This is a genomic window from Testudinibacter sp. P27/CKL/0425 (assembly GCF_052931395.1).
Window position 1 is genome coordinate 1,467,049 of sequence record NZ_CM128801.1, and the last position, 15,096, is coordinate 1,482,144.

Here is a 15,096-nt window from a genome sequence, read left to right on the forward strand (position 1 = left end):
TATGAAAAAGATCGCAATTATTCCTGCTAGATCTGGCTCTAAGGGATTGCCGAATAAAAATGTATTACTTTTAGAAGGCAAGCCTTTAATGGTCTATACGATTGAAGCGGCGATTAAATCAGATGCTTTTGATAGAATAGTTGTTTCTACCGATTCAGAAGAGTATAAAGATTTAATTTCAAATTACCCTATTGATGTTGTTATTCGTGATAAATCAATTTCAGGAGACTCTGCGAGTTCTTTTGTTGTTATAAAAGATGTATTAGATAGATATGCATCAGAGAAATTTGATAGTCTCGTATTATTACAGCCAACATCTCCTTTACGTGATTCAGAGCATATTAGGAATGCGATAAAATTATTCGAAGATAAAAAAAATGATTTTGATTTTCTTGTTTCTGTTGTTAAATCAGATAAATCTTCAACTTTAATAAAACCTATAGATAATAATAGTAGTTTAGCTCATTTTCATTCAGATTTTACTAACTATACTCGACAGCAATATGATGAATACTCTCCCAATGGAGCTATTTTTATAGCAAAAACGGTTCCTTATTTAATGAATAAGCATTTTTTTGGTAATAGATCTATAGCTTATATCATGGATAAAAAAAGTTCATTAGATATTGATAATAGAGATGATTTTGAGTATTTATACTTTCTTTTAACATTAAAAAATAAAAGAAAAAATCTTGATCTTACTATTGAAAAAAGAATAAAAGAGAAACTTGATAATTTTAATGTTGTTAAAAATATTACATTAATTGGGCATTCTATGTTTGATCAGTGGAATATTGAAACGCTAGGAAATAATACAGTTAATAATCTTGGTATATCTGGAATCAATTCTAAAGAATATCTGGATCTTATTATTAATAATGGTTTATTGAAATTATTAGGAGATAAAGTATTAATATTTTTAGGGACAAATGATATTGTTATAGAAAATTGGAAAATTGAAGATAGTATCACTTGGATTAATGAAATAATTTCAAAATTAAAGCAGATAAATCCTAGCGCCAAAATTTATTTACTTGAAACACTATATACAACATTTAGAGCTGATAGAGATAATCGGATCATTAAGAGATTAAATGATAGTTTACAAAATATATTTATAGACAAAGTTAAATTTATTGAGCTCAATAAACTTATGTCAGATAAATATGGAAAATTGAATTTTGATTATACAAATGATGGATTGCATCTAAATTCGCAGGGATATCGGGTATTGGAAAAAATTATTACAGAGGCATTAACATGAAAAGATCGATAGCCTATATAACAGGATCAAGAGCTGAATATGGTATTGTGAAAAGATTATTAGCATCATTAGATAATGATCCGGATATAGATTTCCATATCATTGTAACAGCTATGCACTTAGATCCCAAATATGGAAATACATATCAACAGATCTTAAATGATGGCTTCACTATCTATGAATCAATCCCAATTAGTATGGAAAATTCAACTAATCAAGATGTTGTTTCATCTATGGCGGATTGTTTAAAAAAATTTGGTGATTACTTTCAACAAGAAAAGTTTGATGCCGTTATTATTCTGGGCGATCGCTATGAAATGATGTCGGTGGCTATTGCTGCAGCTATGCATAATATCCCGATAATACACCTACATGGTGGAGAAAAAACACTAGGTAACTATGATGAATTTATACGGCATAGTATCACTAAAATGTCACGTATGCATCTTGTTGCCACTGAGGAATATCGCAAGCGGGTTATTCAGTTGGGTGAGAATTCGAGCACAGTATTTAATGTTGGGGCTTTGGGGGCTGAAAATGTTACAAAGTTTTCATTACTCTCCAAAGATGAGTTAGTAAAAAATAATCTGATAAATTCTCTCGAGCACCCATATTTTGTGGTTGTATTTCACCCTGAAACAATTACAGGTAAAGATATTGCGGAACAAGTAGGGGAATTATTAGCTGCATTAAGTCATTTCAAACATTTTCAATTTGTTTTTATTGGTTCAAACTCTGATACGGGATCTGATAAAATCTATAAAATGTTTACAAAATTTTCAACAAAAAATAACTGTAAATTTTTCACCTCTGTTTCGACAGAAGAATATTTATCTCTGATCAAAAATTCATGTGGATTAATTGGTAATTCATCTTCTGGATTAATTGAAGCTCCAACTTTAAAAATTGGAACGGTAAATATTGGTGATCGCCAAAAGGGACGAGTTCGAGGTGAAACAGTAATTGATGTTGAAGTTGAAAGGACTGTAATTGTTAATGGAATTGAAAAAATTCTGACTGAAGAGTTTCAATTTTCTTTAATTAATTCGATAAACCCGTACTTTAAAGATTATGCTTCAGATAAATGTCATAAATATATTAAGGATTTTTTATCATCTATAAAAAAAATGGCAGTAAAAGATTTCTTTGATTTAAAATAGAGAAGTAGTGTAGAGATATCTTATGAGCAAGTTTAGTAAATTATTTAATAATCCTCTGGAATTCATTAAGGATTCTTGGTTATTCAGATATAGTCGCCCACATATATTTTATCTGTAACCCCTCCCATAATTAAAACAACCTAAAAAGTAGACATTATTGTTTGTTTTATACTCACTTGGTGTCATGTGACCCAATGATTCATGTGGTCGTTCATCATTATATTGCTCTAACCAATCTGCTGTTAAATCTTGAACTTCTGCAAAGTTTCTAAACAAGTGCAGATTTAGCACTTGTTCTCGATAAGAGCGGTTAAATCGTTCAATAAAGCCGTTTTGGTAAGGTGAGCCCGGTTCAATATAATCAATCTTTATCCCGTGCTTGCCTGCCCACGCGTTAAATTTACGCGAGGTAAATTCACTCCCGTTATCATAACGAATTTTATTGGGATAACCATAAATCTCTGCAAGTCGGTCAAGATAGTTGTAACCATCCCTTAAAATAATACAACTTATGTGTAGAATAGAAATCAATCATGGAGATTTTACAGACTGATTCCCTTTACTAATTGCATATTTTTGTTAGGAATTCCTTTAGAACCCGCGCGGGCTAAAATTAGGCATAGTAGCCAAAAATGTGGCTGATTTTGAGATCTAAGCTTCTATTAGACATTTTTGTGGCTACTCCTCTTAAAGCGCTAGTTTTTCTAGCTCTTTTTATTCAAAAAATCCTGTATAAACATAATCTTATTCCTTCGGTTTAGTCCATTATGAACGGATAATTTCTGCTTTAAATCCTTAAACAGCCCTTCCAGCCGATTTGTCGTTTTTTCTATCCGTAACTCCGGGTATTTTTCAAAGACAAACAAGTAATCCATATAGCGTTTAATACTGGCATAAGCCCCTCTCAATTTGCGATGTTTATAAGGAAATTTACCCTGATTATCGGGTATATCAGACCGTTCTTCTAAGTAAGCTTTATGCTGCAAAAACCAGTGATGCAAACGGACATAAAAGTCATTTTTGTGACTCTGCTTGAGTGTTTTAACCATTGTTTTCAGTTCCTTTCCGGCAACGGATTTAGGGTTTCTCGTCAGCTTGCGAATCACCATTGCAACAAGGTGAAATTGGCACATTTGGGTTGGCGTATTAAATATATCTTTCAATAAGCCCCGTCGCCCATCGCAAGTAATAGATTGAATAATAAATCCTTTTTTACGCAATCGATTGATGGCTTTGGTATAGTAAATGTCCTTTTCGGTACGAACGATTTGGTGGTAAATCACCTTTTTTGAGCGGGAATCCATTATGACTAATACGCCGAATTGTGGCCCGAAAAAAGTGACATCCATAATAAGATTCAACATTGTGGTTTGCGGTGTGCTGAGTGGCGTTTTAGGGGCTTTTTTCAGGTGCCTTTGGATAGTCCTGACCGAACAATCATAGGTTAACGCAAGCTGCTTATACGTCTGTTTTCCGACGGTGTAATCGTGCCAGATTTGGGCGGATTGAAGGTAATTTGTGTGAGAATATGTCCGTAAACAATCCAAGCATTTATAGCGTTGCTTGCCTGAATTTTTACCGTGTTTTTTAATGTGTTCTGAACCACAGAAATAGCAATTTTTTGGTCATTTTAAAAAATCTCACTTAACGCCTTATTCTATAAGGGATTAAGCGAGATTTCAGCCACATTTTTGTCTACTATGCCGGTTTTTTATTCAATCAGCCCAAAGCTGATGAGATTACAACGCTTCAATACTCAAATACTGCGCTTTTAATTTCTCAAGTCCGTCTTGGTATTCCTCCATTTTTGAGCGCTCTTTATCGATCACCGCCGGTGGGGCTTTTGACACAAAGCCTTCGTTCGACAATTTATTTTCGATACGAGCGATCTCATTTTGGAAACGTTCGATTTCTTTGTTCAAGCGGGCCAACTCTGCAGTTTTATCAATAAAACCTGCCATCGGCACAAGCAATTCATTGCTGCCAACTAACTTCGCGACCGATAACGGTGCGCCGTCGCCTTGTGCCAGTAACTGAATTGAATCCAACTTCGCCATGTTTTGCAACAACGCACGGTTTTTCTTTAAGCACGCAATTTCATTGTCGCTTAAATTGCGCAGCAACAGATCTAAGCCTTTGCTTGGCGGAATGTTTTTCTCCGCACGGATATTACGCACATTAACAATGATCTCTTTCAACCATGTGATTTCATCAAGTGCGGTTTGATCCGCCAATTCTGCTTGATAACTTGGGAACGGCTGCAACATAATGGTGTCGCCCGTTACGCCAACCAACCCTTTCGCACGCTGCCAGATCTCTTCTGTAATAAACGGAATGATCGGGTGCGCTAAACGCAACAAGCTTTCCAACACGCTTAATAATGTGTGGCGTGTGCCACGCTGTTGTGCTTCGCTGCCGCTGTTGAATACGGGTTTGGTTAATTCCAAATACCAGTCACAGAACTGATTCCAGGTAAACTCATACAGAATATTCGCCGCTAAATCGAAGCGGTAGTTATCCAACGCCTGACGGAACGCTTGTACCGTGTTGTTGTATTCCGCCAAAATCCAGCGATCCGCCAATGACAGCTCTTTTTCGCCCTCACCAAAGCCGCACTCTTTGCCCTCTGCGTTCATCAGCACAAAGCGGCTGGCGTTCCACAATTTATTACAGAAATTGCGGTAGCCCTCTAACCGGCTCATATCCCAGTTAATATCACGCCCTGTTGATGCCAACGCCGCCAAGGTGAAACGCAGCGCATCAGTGCCGTGCGGGTTAATGCCGTTTGGAAATGCCTTGTGAGTGGCTTTTTCGATTTTTTCCGCCAATTGCGGCTGCATCATATTGCCAGTGCGTTTTTCCACTAAGGCTTCTAAATCAATGCCGTCAATCATATCCAACGGATCGATCACGTTGCCTTTCGATTTCGACATTTTTTGCCCGTTATCATCACGGATCAGCCCCGTGACATACACGGTTTTGAACGGCACTTGCGGTTTACCGTCTTTATCTTTGATAAAGTGCATGGTAAACATGATCATACGCGCCACCCAGAAGAAGATAATATCAAACCCTGTGATCAACACATTGGTCGGGTGGAACATCGCCAAATCCGGCGTTTGTTTTGGCCAGCCGAGGGTAGAGAACGTCCACAAGCCTGAAGAGAACCAGGTATCCAACACGTCATCATCTTGACGCAGCACCACATCGGCAGAGATATTATGTTTAGACCGCACTTCGGCTTCATCACGCGCCACATACACATTGCCAGCTTCGTCATACCACGCAGGAATGCGGTGTCCCCACCATAATTGGCGAGAGATACACCAATCTTGAATATCACGCATCCACGAGAAATACAGGTTTTCATACTGTTTCGGCACAAATTGAATGTCGCCGTCTTCCACCGCTTTAATTGCGGTTTGCGCCAATGGCGCAATGCTGACATACCATTGATCGGTCAGCATCGGCTCAATCGGCACGCCGCCACGATCGCCATAAGGCACTTTTAGATCGTGCGGTTTAATTTGATCCAACAAGCCCAGTTCTTCAAACTCTGCCACCAGCTGTTTACGCGCCGCAAACCGCTCTAAGCCGCGATAATGTTCAGGGATAAACGCTTGATATTCGGTATTCGCTTTGCCGTCACTGTTCAGCACTTCTGCCTGTTCACGAATATCAGCATTCAGCGTCAGCACATTCACCATCGGCAATTGATGGCGTTTGCCCACTTCGTAGTCGTTGAAATCGTGCGCAGGGGTGATTTTCACCACGCCTGTGCCAAATTCACGATCCACATATTCATCTGCCACAATCGGAATTTCACGGTTTGCCAGTGGTAACTGTACGGTTTTGCCGATAAGCGATTGATAACGCTCATCTTCAGGGTGGACCGCTACCGCGGTATCGCCCAAAACAGTTTCAGGGCGCGTGGTTGCCACCACTAAATAATCCAAACCGTCTGTGGTTTTCGCCCCGTTCGCGAGCGGATAGCGGAAATGCCACAAGCTGCCTTTTGATTCACGGTTTTCCACTTCCAAATCTGAAATGGCGGTGTGGAGCTTCGGATCCCAGTTCACCAAGCGTTTGCCACGGTAAATCAAGCCCTCTTCATGCAAGCGTACAAACACCTCTTTCACCGCATCGGACAAGCCTTCGTCCATGGTGAAACGTTCACGATCCCAATCAACCGAGTTGCCGATACGGCGCATTTGCTGGCTGATTGTGCCGCCTGATTCCGCTTTCCATTGCCAAATGCGGTCGATAAAGGTTTCACGGGTGAAATCGTGACGGGTTTTGCCCTCTTCCGCGGCGATTTTGCGCTCCACCACCATTTGGGTGGCAATACCGGCGTGATCCGTTCCCGCCTGCCATAGCGTGTTATCGCCCTGCATGCGGTGATAACGGATTAATGTATCCATTAAGGTTTGTTGAAACGCATGCCCCATGTGCAAGCTGCCGGTGACATTCGGCGGCGGGATCGCAATGCTGTAGCTTGGCGCAGAGCAATCTTCTGACGGTTTAAAATAGCCGTTTTGTTCCCAAGTGCGGTACAAACGCTGTTCGATATTCTGTGGATTATAGGTGGTTTCCATATTCTCTTTCTTTTTGTGATGTGCTACCGCACTTTCTATGATGCTATAATAATGGGTGACGTAAGCCTGTTTTTAAGACTGTTGTGTGGTTAATTCAAACCCCAACTGGCGATAATGCTTATAACGCTCTCGCGCTTGCATTTTTTGCTGCTCTTCTGTCGGCACAAAATCAATCACCGTATTAAAGCTATTAACAAAATCAGGCACGTTGTGCTGCAACGAGATCAGCAAATCACGGCGCTGACTGTTGCGCTTGCCAACCCAGCAAATTTCGATTGGCGTGGCGTAGGTGGTGATTTCACCCGACACATTATGCGGCACGAATTGATCCGCATCACGTTGCCACAAAGCTTCGTCTAACAACAACGCTTGCTGTTCAGTCTCACAGGCGATCAACACCCGTTTGCCAACACGCCATGCGTCCGCCGCTAAATCACACGCCAATTGCTCCATGGCGCTCAACGTGGCATCGGCTGCATTTGCCTGCAAAAGATAAAACTGTGCTTTTTTCATTTGCTAACCTAACGTTATCCGCCCTCAGGCTCAAAAATAAACGTCCAATTTTAGCGAAAAATCGCTTTTTGTGAAAGTAGAAAATCAACTCGAATCTTTGTGAACGCCAAATAAAAAAACTGCCGCGTTGCGCATAACACAAACGGGCAGTTTTAGCGTGAAACTGATAAATTAAACGACAGCTTGCAGCTGGGCTAGATCGAAATCACTCGGAATGACTTCCATTGGATTTGCCTTCGCAAGAATACCATCCAATTTTTTGGTTGGGCGACATTGTGAAACAACCGCACTTCCTAAGGTGATTGAAACATATTTCGCCTTATTCAATGCCGAGCAAAGCTGCTGCGCGTCCGATTCCGACGAGCATTCAAACTTACGCATAGCTAGTGGTGCTAGAGCCATGATAACCCCCCTATACAATTATTTGCAATAATAAAAAATAGCCGAGATTGGCTATACACTATTTTTCGATGAAATTTATAGCAGAAATTGCACAGAAATTGATTTAGATCGGTGCTGTAAGGGGATTTTATTAAAAAAACACTGTTTATGCCGGGTTGATTTATGAATAGATAAAAATAAACTGAAATTTGAGTTATAAAAAAGCCCTAATCTTTTGATTAGGGCTTAACAATTATCTTTATCAGTGGTGCCTAGGGCCGGCATACGATCTATTTTTAGATCAATGATCTAATTTCTATACGGTGCAAATTAGAGCACCCCACTGAAAACAATAGATAGATCAATAAATTTGATACGAATCACAAAAAAAGATCTAAAAACTGCGTTTTTTTGCGTTTTTTTGCGTTTTTTTGCGTTAAAATGCGTTAAAGGATCTAAATAAAAAGATCTAACCGGTGCCAATGCTGGTAAGGATCTAACCGCTAACGCAAGTTGCGTTGAAAGCGACATATTAAGTGTGCGGGCGTGGTGAGGATACGGTGCGCGGGCGCGCGTTTGGTGGTGGGTTTGAGGTTGGTTTGGCGGTATGGCTTCGGGCTATGCAAGAGAGATTTTCTTATTGAAAAATAAAGAAAAAAATCGAATTTATTGGGTTTTATTGTTGATTGTGGTATAATAAGTCGTCGAAATATTTATTTAAAACAAGGGGTAAACTCTTGTTTTATGCGCATAAAAACGCCCCTGTGTAGGGGCTATTTTTTGATGAAAGGATCTAAAATTGTTTAGCAGTTGGTGCTGCTTTTGTGGTGATTGTTTTCACTGTTGCTGTCGGTTGTTTTTAGCAATTCATACTCTTTGAATGTGATCACCGAAGCCCCCAGCCACTCGTTAAGTTCCCGCAACCGCTCTTGTAGCGGTTGGATCTCATTGATAAAAAACACCTCTGCCGCTTTGGCGACATCACCAAAACCACCGGTGTTGTTTGGAATAATGCCCATCAGTTGCGGCGGTACACGGTGAGCGGCAAGCACATCGTCACGGCTGACGTTTTTAATATTCAAGAACTCATCTTTTGCCGCCACATCGGCAAGCGGGATCACTTGTACGCCGTCTTTTTTGCCGTTGGACGAATACATGAACAGATTTTTAAAATTGCCGGGTCCTTTTGCGCCTTTTAATTGATCTCTTAAATTATCAATATCTTTCTGATTGTGCGCCGGGTCGGACATATACAGAATGAAACCGGCATGAGCACCATTCAGATAATACTTACGCCGAAACAACGTTGCCGATTCATTCAGCCATGCCGATTGCATTGCCGCCAAATATTCGGGAATGCCGTACACGTCTTGATTAACATCAGGCTCGAACAGATGAAATACCGAGTGCGGTTTAAATTCGTGCTCATTGAACAGCCCCTGCGGCACATAGAAAAACCGCCCTTGCTCAACACCTTTGCGCACATACTTGGCTTTCGGGGCGGTGATATTGATCACCTCGCCGAATGCGTTTTTGCTTAGCTCAAAATAGGCGTTGCCAAACACCAAATAATCTAACATGAATTTCGACAGTTCCGTTTTGCTCAAACGGGGATCTAATTCGCAAGTGCTTAATAAAATATTTTTCTTAATCTGAATCGCACTCGCATGATGAGACGCAGCACGGTAGGATTTTGCCAAGCCGCTAAAATCCAGCGGCGGATTGTAATATTTCTGGTTATAAATGGTGGTTTGCAGATAATCTAAGATTTCCGCCCGATCGAGCATCGGCACAGGCTCACCAAAGGTAAAGGCTTCGATTGTTTGATTTTGATTTTTCACGAATAGATCTCCATAAATGAGGTGTTGATGGCGTTATTGCCCTCAAAAGGTTCATTGAGCAGCGCTTGCATAATCGCCCACGCTATATCGCCGTGGCTGGCTTCTTCCGAGCGGTCGGAAACATAAGTGGTTTGCTTGCCGCTGGCGGTGAGTTGCTTTTTGATTGACATGAAACTGGCAGGAATATCATTACCGTTTGAATCCCACTCCATGCGCCCCTTGCTGATCACATCAAACGCCTTAAGCACCATGCGATTTTTAAGATCGGGGTTATATTGGTAGCCCACGGCATCGGGGCGGAATGTTTTCACAATTTGATATACGCCGGTGCCGAGACCGGTCATGTCAATGCTAATGCGGGTAATGTTGTAACTGTCGCAATAGTGGCGGATTCGTTCCGCCTGTTGTGCAAAGTCCATGCCGTGAAACGTTTGGTAGTGCAACACGCGGAATTTCCCGCCCTCAACCCGAGGTGGCGCAATGATCGCCAATGCCGCACGGTCGCCGGTGTGCGCAGGGTCGTAGCCCAACCACACTTCACGACTGGCAAACGGGCGGGCATATAGCGGATTGTAATCACGCCATATCTCCAAGCTGTCAACTTGACAACGTTGCAACATATTGAACTTAAACACGCTTTCGTTATCGTCGATAAATTGGCACATAAACAGCTGTTCAAATTCATCAGCGGAATATTCCAGTTTCAGATCGTTAATGTCGAACAGATTGCAGCCGCCATTTTCCGCGTCATAAATATTGACGATTTGCCGCCACTGGTTATCCGGTCCGACCCGTCCGCTTTTTAAAAAATCATGCGAGATGTCAAAAATGCCCTGCTCCGCTTTTGACCGCCCTCTATTGAACCGCTTGCCCGACCAAAACGGATAAGCGGAATGCGCAAGGGTTGAAGGGGTGGAAAAATAAGTCTGGCGATACTGTTTCTGCGAAGCCATTGCCGAGGCGACTTTGCGGATTTCCTCAAAACGCGGCACCCAAAAAATCTCATCAAAATATAAATTGCCGTGATACGACTGGGCTGTTTTGCTGTTGGTGCCGAGAAAAATCAATTCTGCGGCATTTGGTAGCACAATGGTTTCCCCTTTAAGCTCCACATCAGCGACTTTTTTCGCATAATCAACAATATAACTGCGGAACTGTAGCGCCTGCTTTTTCGATGCCGATAAAAATATTTGATTGCGTCCTGTTTTTAGTGCGTCCACAAACGATTCAAGCGCGAAAAAATACGTCGCCCCAATTTGGCGGCTTTTCAGAATGTTACGGATACGGTGTTTTAATCCGGCATCATGCCAAGTGCGTTGATACGGGAACATGGTTTGCAATAAGCCGTTAATCAACAGTTCTTCTTGTTCCGGATTGATTTGGTTTTTATCCGCGGCTTTCCGTTCGCCTTTATTGCGATTTTTAATTTTTGGATTCAGATCGGTTTCATTTCCACCGCCGTTGCTGTATTTTTTTATCCGCGCTGTGCGTTCCATTTGTCGCTGTAACAAATCAATTTCTTTGAAGTCCGAACCGCTCTTTGGCTCTTTCATAATCAAAATACATAGCCGAGTTTCTAACGTGGCTTCCACGCGCCCGATGGGAGCGATTTCATCCCACTTTTCGCGATCTTTCCAGCTTGAAATCGTGGATTGCGGAATATTCAACTGGCGTGCAATTTCTGAAATCTTAAAACCGTTCCAATATTTGATCTGCGCCTGTCGCTTCACATTTATGTCAATTTTATTTAATTCATCGTTTAGATCGTCCATTCTGGGCTTCCGTTCATGCCTTACCGTTAGCCGTATGATGTAAGGTATTGCCGTTTTGATATATTTCTGTTGACTGTCAATCCGCATCTCACATATTCAACAAATAGACCCCACTTTGAAAAGTCCGCACCATAACCACAATCACACCGATAATCCAACTGCAGGAATCCTATATGTCGAAAAAATCAAAATGGTTTGTAATTGCCACCGAGGGCGCAACCACAGATGGACGCAAAATCTCGCGCGAATGGCTCACCCAAATGGCGGAGAATTACGATCCTAAAGACACTTATGCCGCACGCATCAACATTGAACACATTAAATTTAGAATGATGTGGAAAGATGAACCGCACTCAAAAGCCTACGGCGATGTTCTAGCGTTGAAAACCGAAGAGCGTGCAGATGGCAAGTTGCAACTGCTTGCACAAATTGAACCGACAGCCGAATTAATCCGGCTGAACAAAGAACGTCAAAAACTCTACACCTCAATCGAAGTCGATTTAGATTTTGCCGACAAAGGACAAGCATATTTAGTCGGCTTGGCGGTTACCGATTCGCCAGCCAGTTTAGGCACGGAAATGCTGCAGTTCTGTGCCGGGGCGAAAGTGAATCCGCTGGCTGACCGCAAGCAAAAAGCCAATAACCTAATTTCAGAAGCATTGGAATTTTCGCTGCAGCTTGAAGATTCGGAAGCTGAAAAAGTAAGCGTTTCTCTGTTCAGTAAAGTAGCAGAATTGCTGACAGGAAAAGGCAAAAAAGATGATGCCCGCTTTGCTGATCAGGCTCAAGCGATTGAGCTACTATCCACCCACACGGCAGAACTTACAGAACTGACCGAAAAACTGGCTGCGGAAAATCAACAAGCCATCACTGTACTGCAAAACACGGTGAACACATGGGAAAACAAGTTTAATCAACTTGCTAAGCAGCCGGAAAGTGGTTACAGCCAGCGACCAGTTGCCACCGGAGAAAAAACACCGGACAGCGGACGCTTCTTCTAACGAGAGACATACCCGATCCCTTTTATTGACGAAATGAGAATATCGACATGAAAACAGAAACACGAAATACCTTAAATGCCTACTTAACCGGTGTTGCACAAGATAACAACGTAGATTTCAGCGGCATTCAAGCCGGTCAAAAATTTACTATCACCCCAAGCGTGCAGCAACGATTAGAAAAAGTAGTGCAGGAAAGTTCCGACTTCCTGAAAATGATTAACGTAATCGGCGTAACCGAACAGCAAGGCGAAGTGCTGGGCTTGGGCGTTGCCGGAACAATTGCCAGCACAACCGACACCACCGCCAAAGATCGTGAAACTCAAGATATTCACAAATTAACGTCAATTGCTTATCACTGTCAGCAAATCAACTACGACACACATAACACCTACGGCACGCTGGATATGTGGGCTAAATTCCCTGATTTTGCTAAACGCATCGGCGAGCTGAAAGCCGAACGTATGGCATTAGACCGCATTATGATCGCCTTCAACGGTGAAGAACGTGCCAAAACTTCAAGTCGCACAACCAAACCACTGTTGCAAGATGTGGCAAAAGGATGGCTGAAAAAAATCGAGGAATCAGCCCCGCAGCGCACAATGAAAGAAGAAACCCAAGAGAGTGGAAAAATTGAAGTCGGCACTGGGAAAACTTACAAAACATTAGATGCGCTAGTGTATTCAGCCGTCAGCGATTTAATTGCGCCGCAATTCCAAGACGACACCAAATTAGTGGCGATTATGAGCCGTGATCTGATGGCGGATAAATATTTCCCACTCTACAACGATCAAAAAGCCACCGAGCAATTGGCAGGCGACACTATTGTCAGCCAGAAACGCGTTGGCGGCTTACGTGCAATCCAAGCGCCGTTTATGCCAAAAGGCACAATCTTGATCACCCGATTAGATAACTTGTCCATCTACTATCAAGACGGTGCAATGCGTCGCACGATTGTTGACAACGCAAAACGGGATCGCATCGAAGATTACACATCCTCTAACGATGATTTTGTGGTGGAAAATTATGAGATTGTGGCACTACTGAAAAACATCAAAATGATTGATGCACCGGAAGATAAAGCGGGGGCGTAATATGCGACCAACTAAAGCGCATTTCTTACGCGTGAGCGCAGAGCAAGAAAGCTCTGCGCAAGCGGAAACACTGGACGGAGCAACGGCTTACGAGCTGATGTTGCACCAATTAGCAGTACACAAACGCACATTAAAGCAGATCCAATCCAAAGAAGCGAAAGCCGAATTTAAAGCAAAAATTTTGCCGGAATATTTGCCATGGATTGAGGGCGCCTTGGAAAAAGGCACGGGTTATCAAGATAACGTGCTGATGACATGGCTAACATGGGCGATTGACTGCGGCGATTACCAGCTGGCAATCCGAATCGGCGACTATGCACTGTTTCATGACTTGATTTTGCCTGACGGCTTTAGCCGCACAACCGGCACGCTAATCGCAGAAGAATTTGCGGACAAAGCCAAAATTGCGCGTGACATCAAAGCTGAATTTGATTTGGGCTTGCTGGTGAACGTCAACGACATCACCGCCGAGCAAGATATGCCGGATGAAGTGCGGTCAAAACTGCTGAAAGAGATCGGCTTACTGCAAAAAGAGCATAATCCGATTGCGGCATTAGAAAACCTGAAGCGTGCAATGGAATTGAATAATAACGTCGGAGTTAAGCAAGATATTGATAAATTGACTAAGGTCGTTGATAAATTGCAAGCCGAACAAGCGGCAAACACCGAATAACCGAGCGTATCACGCCAACCAGCGGGGCGGGCAACACCGATAATGTATTATCAGCAGAAGCCCTCACCCCGCTATTTTTTTAGGTAGAAAGCATGAACAGTACAATTGCTGTTAAAAAAATCACCGATTACAGCATGGATAAGCTGAAAGCGGATGTGACCGGCAATGCAATCGCCGACGAAACAATCCGCAACAACGGCTTTTACCCCGACATATCCTTGCTTGCGCTACGCAACACCATGCGGCTGGACGGCACGGTAACCAATGAACGGCTAAAAAGTGCGGTCATCGAAGCAATGGCAAGCGTCAACTACGATTTGCGCCTGTTCCGCCAACAGCAAGCAGCAGACACGCTGATCGCCGTTGAATCGGAAACTATCAACGGTGAATCAATTCTGGTACAGCGCTACAAAAGAGCGGTTTATTGCCTCGCCGTTGCCGATTTAATCGAACAGTATCACAGCTATGACGCCACCAATAGCGGACGAAAAGAAGCGAACGAACAAAGCCCGCTAATCGGCGAATTACGCCGTAATGCCCGCTTTGCGATCAGCGATATTTTAGGTGAAGTGCGGTTGACGGCGGAGCTGATCTAATGGCTCTCATCTATGCGCAACAGCACGACAATCTGGATTTGATCGTTTACCGCTATTTTGGCAGCACTGCCGGACTAGTTGAACAAGTGCTGGATCTTAATCCAAAACTAGCGAGCAACATCACCCTTGAAATTGGTACGCCGGTGATTTTGCCGGACATCAACACAACCGCCGTTGCGGAACGAACCGTTTTACAACTTTGGGATTAA

Annotated in this window: 15 protein-coding genes; 7 read left to right on the forward strand and 8 right to left on the reverse strand. The window is 42.5% G+C overall.

Annotated features, from left to right (window positions below; translation table 11 throughout):
• The first annotated feature begins 1 nt into the window (after position 1).
• Both ACUHGC_RS07260 and neuC read left to right on the forward strand, forming a co-directional pair.
• Positions 2–1,264: a cytidylyltransferase domain-containing protein gene (locus ACUHGC_RS07260; RefSeq protein WP_446832684.1), complete on the forward strand. Its 1,263-nt coding sequence runs from the start codon at positions 2–4 to the stop codon at positions 1,262–1,264.
• Positions 1,261–2,424 carry a UDP-N-acetylglucosamine 2-epimerase gene (neuC, locus tag ACUHGC_RS07265; RefSeq protein WP_446832685.1) on the forward strand — a complete coding sequence of 388 codons (1,164 nt, stop codon included), beginning with the start codon at positions 1,261–1,263 and terminating at the stop codon, positions 2,422–2,424. Before ACUHGC_RS07260 ends, neuC begins: the two co-directional genes overlap by 4 nt.
• 108 nt (positions 2,425–2,532) lie before the next feature.
• Here the strand turns inward: neuC and ACUHGC_RS07270 are convergent, their stop codons facing one another.
• The 8 genes from ACUHGC_RS07270 to ACUHGC_RS07305 all read right to left on the reverse strand — a co-directional run bounded on the left by ACUHGC_RS07270 (position 2,533) and on the right by ACUHGC_RS07305 (position 11,526).
• Positions 2,533–2,955, reverse strand: a complete 423-nt coding sequence (locus ACUHGC_RS07270; RefSeq protein WP_446832686.1) for an integrase core domain-containing protein — start codon at positions 2,953–2,955, stop codon at positions 2,533–2,535.
• Positions 2,956–2,966: 11 nt separating this feature from the next.
• Positions 2,967–3,038 (reverse strand): hypothetical protein, encoded by a 72-nt coding sequence (locus ACUHGC_RS07275; RefSeq protein ID WP_446834866.1) that lies wholly within the window; start codon positions 3,036–3,038, stop codon positions 2,967–2,969.
• A gap of 90 nt (positions 3,039–3,128) precedes the next feature.
• Positions 3,129–4,016 (reverse strand): IS256 family transposase, variant Zn-binding type, encoded by an 888-nt coding sequence (locus tag ACUHGC_RS07280; protein WP_446834810.1) that lies wholly within the window; start codon positions 4,014–4,016, stop codon positions 3,129–3,131.
• A gap of 147 nt (positions 4,017–4,163) precedes the next feature.
• Positions 4,164–7,019, reverse strand: coding sequence for a valine--tRNA ligase (locus ACUHGC_RS07285; RefSeq protein WP_446832687.1), 2,856 nt, complete (start codon positions 7,017–7,019; stop codon positions 4,164–4,166).
• A gap of 72 nt (positions 7,020–7,091) precedes the next feature.
• Entirely contained in the window at positions 7,092–7,532 is a 441-nt protein-coding gene (locus tag ACUHGC_RS07290; protein ID WP_446832688.1) for a DNA polymerase III subunit chi, read from the reverse strand.
• A 171-nt stretch (positions 7,533–7,703) separates the two neighbouring features.
• The gene (locus ACUHGC_RS07295) at positions 7,704–7,913 is read right to left on the reverse strand and encodes a hypothetical protein (RefSeq protein ID WP_446832689.1); all 210 of its coding nucleotides are present in this window, start codon (positions 7,911–7,913) and stop codon (positions 7,704–7,706) included.
• Between the two features lie 803 nt (positions 7,914–8,716).
• Positions 8,717–9,700 carry a phage portal protein gene (locus ACUHGC_RS07300; RefSeq protein WP_446834867.1) on the reverse strand — a complete coding sequence of 328 codons (984 nt, stop codon included), beginning with the start codon at positions 9,698–9,700 and terminating at the stop codon, positions 8,717–8,719.
• A 50-nt stretch (positions 9,701–9,750) separates the two neighbouring features.
• Positions 9,751–11,526: a terminase large subunit domain-containing protein gene (locus tag ACUHGC_RS07305; RefSeq protein WP_446832690.1), complete on the reverse strand. Its 1,776-nt coding sequence runs from the start codon at positions 11,524–11,526 to the stop codon at positions 9,751–9,753.
• A 173-nt stretch (positions 11,527–11,699) separates the two neighbouring features.
• On the opposite strand from ACUHGC_RS07305, the gene ACUHGC_RS07310 reads away from it, so the two are divergent.
• The 5 genes from ACUHGC_RS07310 to ACUHGC_RS07330 all read left to right on the forward strand — a co-directional run bounded on the left by ACUHGC_RS07310 (position 11,700) and on the right by ACUHGC_RS07330 (position 15,096).
• Entirely contained in the window at positions 11,700–12,527 is an 828-nt protein-coding gene (locus tag ACUHGC_RS07310; protein WP_446832691.1) for a GPO family capsid scaffolding protein, read from the forward strand.
• Positions 12,528–12,574: 47 nt separating this feature from the next.
• On the forward strand, positions 12,575–13,618 hold the full coding sequence (locus tag ACUHGC_RS07315) for a phage major capsid protein, P2 family (RefSeq protein ID WP_446832692.1): 1,044 nt from the start codon (positions 12,575–12,577) through the stop codon (positions 13,616–13,618).
• Position 13,619: 1 nt separating this feature from the next.
• Positions 13,620–14,291 carry a phage terminase small subunit gene (gene gpM, locus ACUHGC_RS07320; RefSeq protein ID WP_446832693.1) on the forward strand — a complete coding sequence of 224 codons (672 nt, stop codon included), beginning with the start codon at positions 13,620–13,622 and terminating at the stop codon, positions 14,289–14,291.
• 92 nt (positions 14,292–14,383) lie between these two features.
• Entirely contained in the window at positions 14,384–14,887 is a 504-nt protein-coding gene (locus ACUHGC_RS07325) for a head completion/stabilization protein (protein WP_446832694.1), read from the forward strand.
• Positions 14,887–15,096, forward strand: a complete 210-nt coding sequence (locus ACUHGC_RS07330) for a tail protein X (RefSeq protein ID WP_446832695.1) — start codon at positions 14,887–14,889, stop codon at positions 15,094–15,096. The genes ACUHGC_RS07325 and ACUHGC_RS07330 overlap by 1 nt, the downstream gene beginning before the upstream one ends.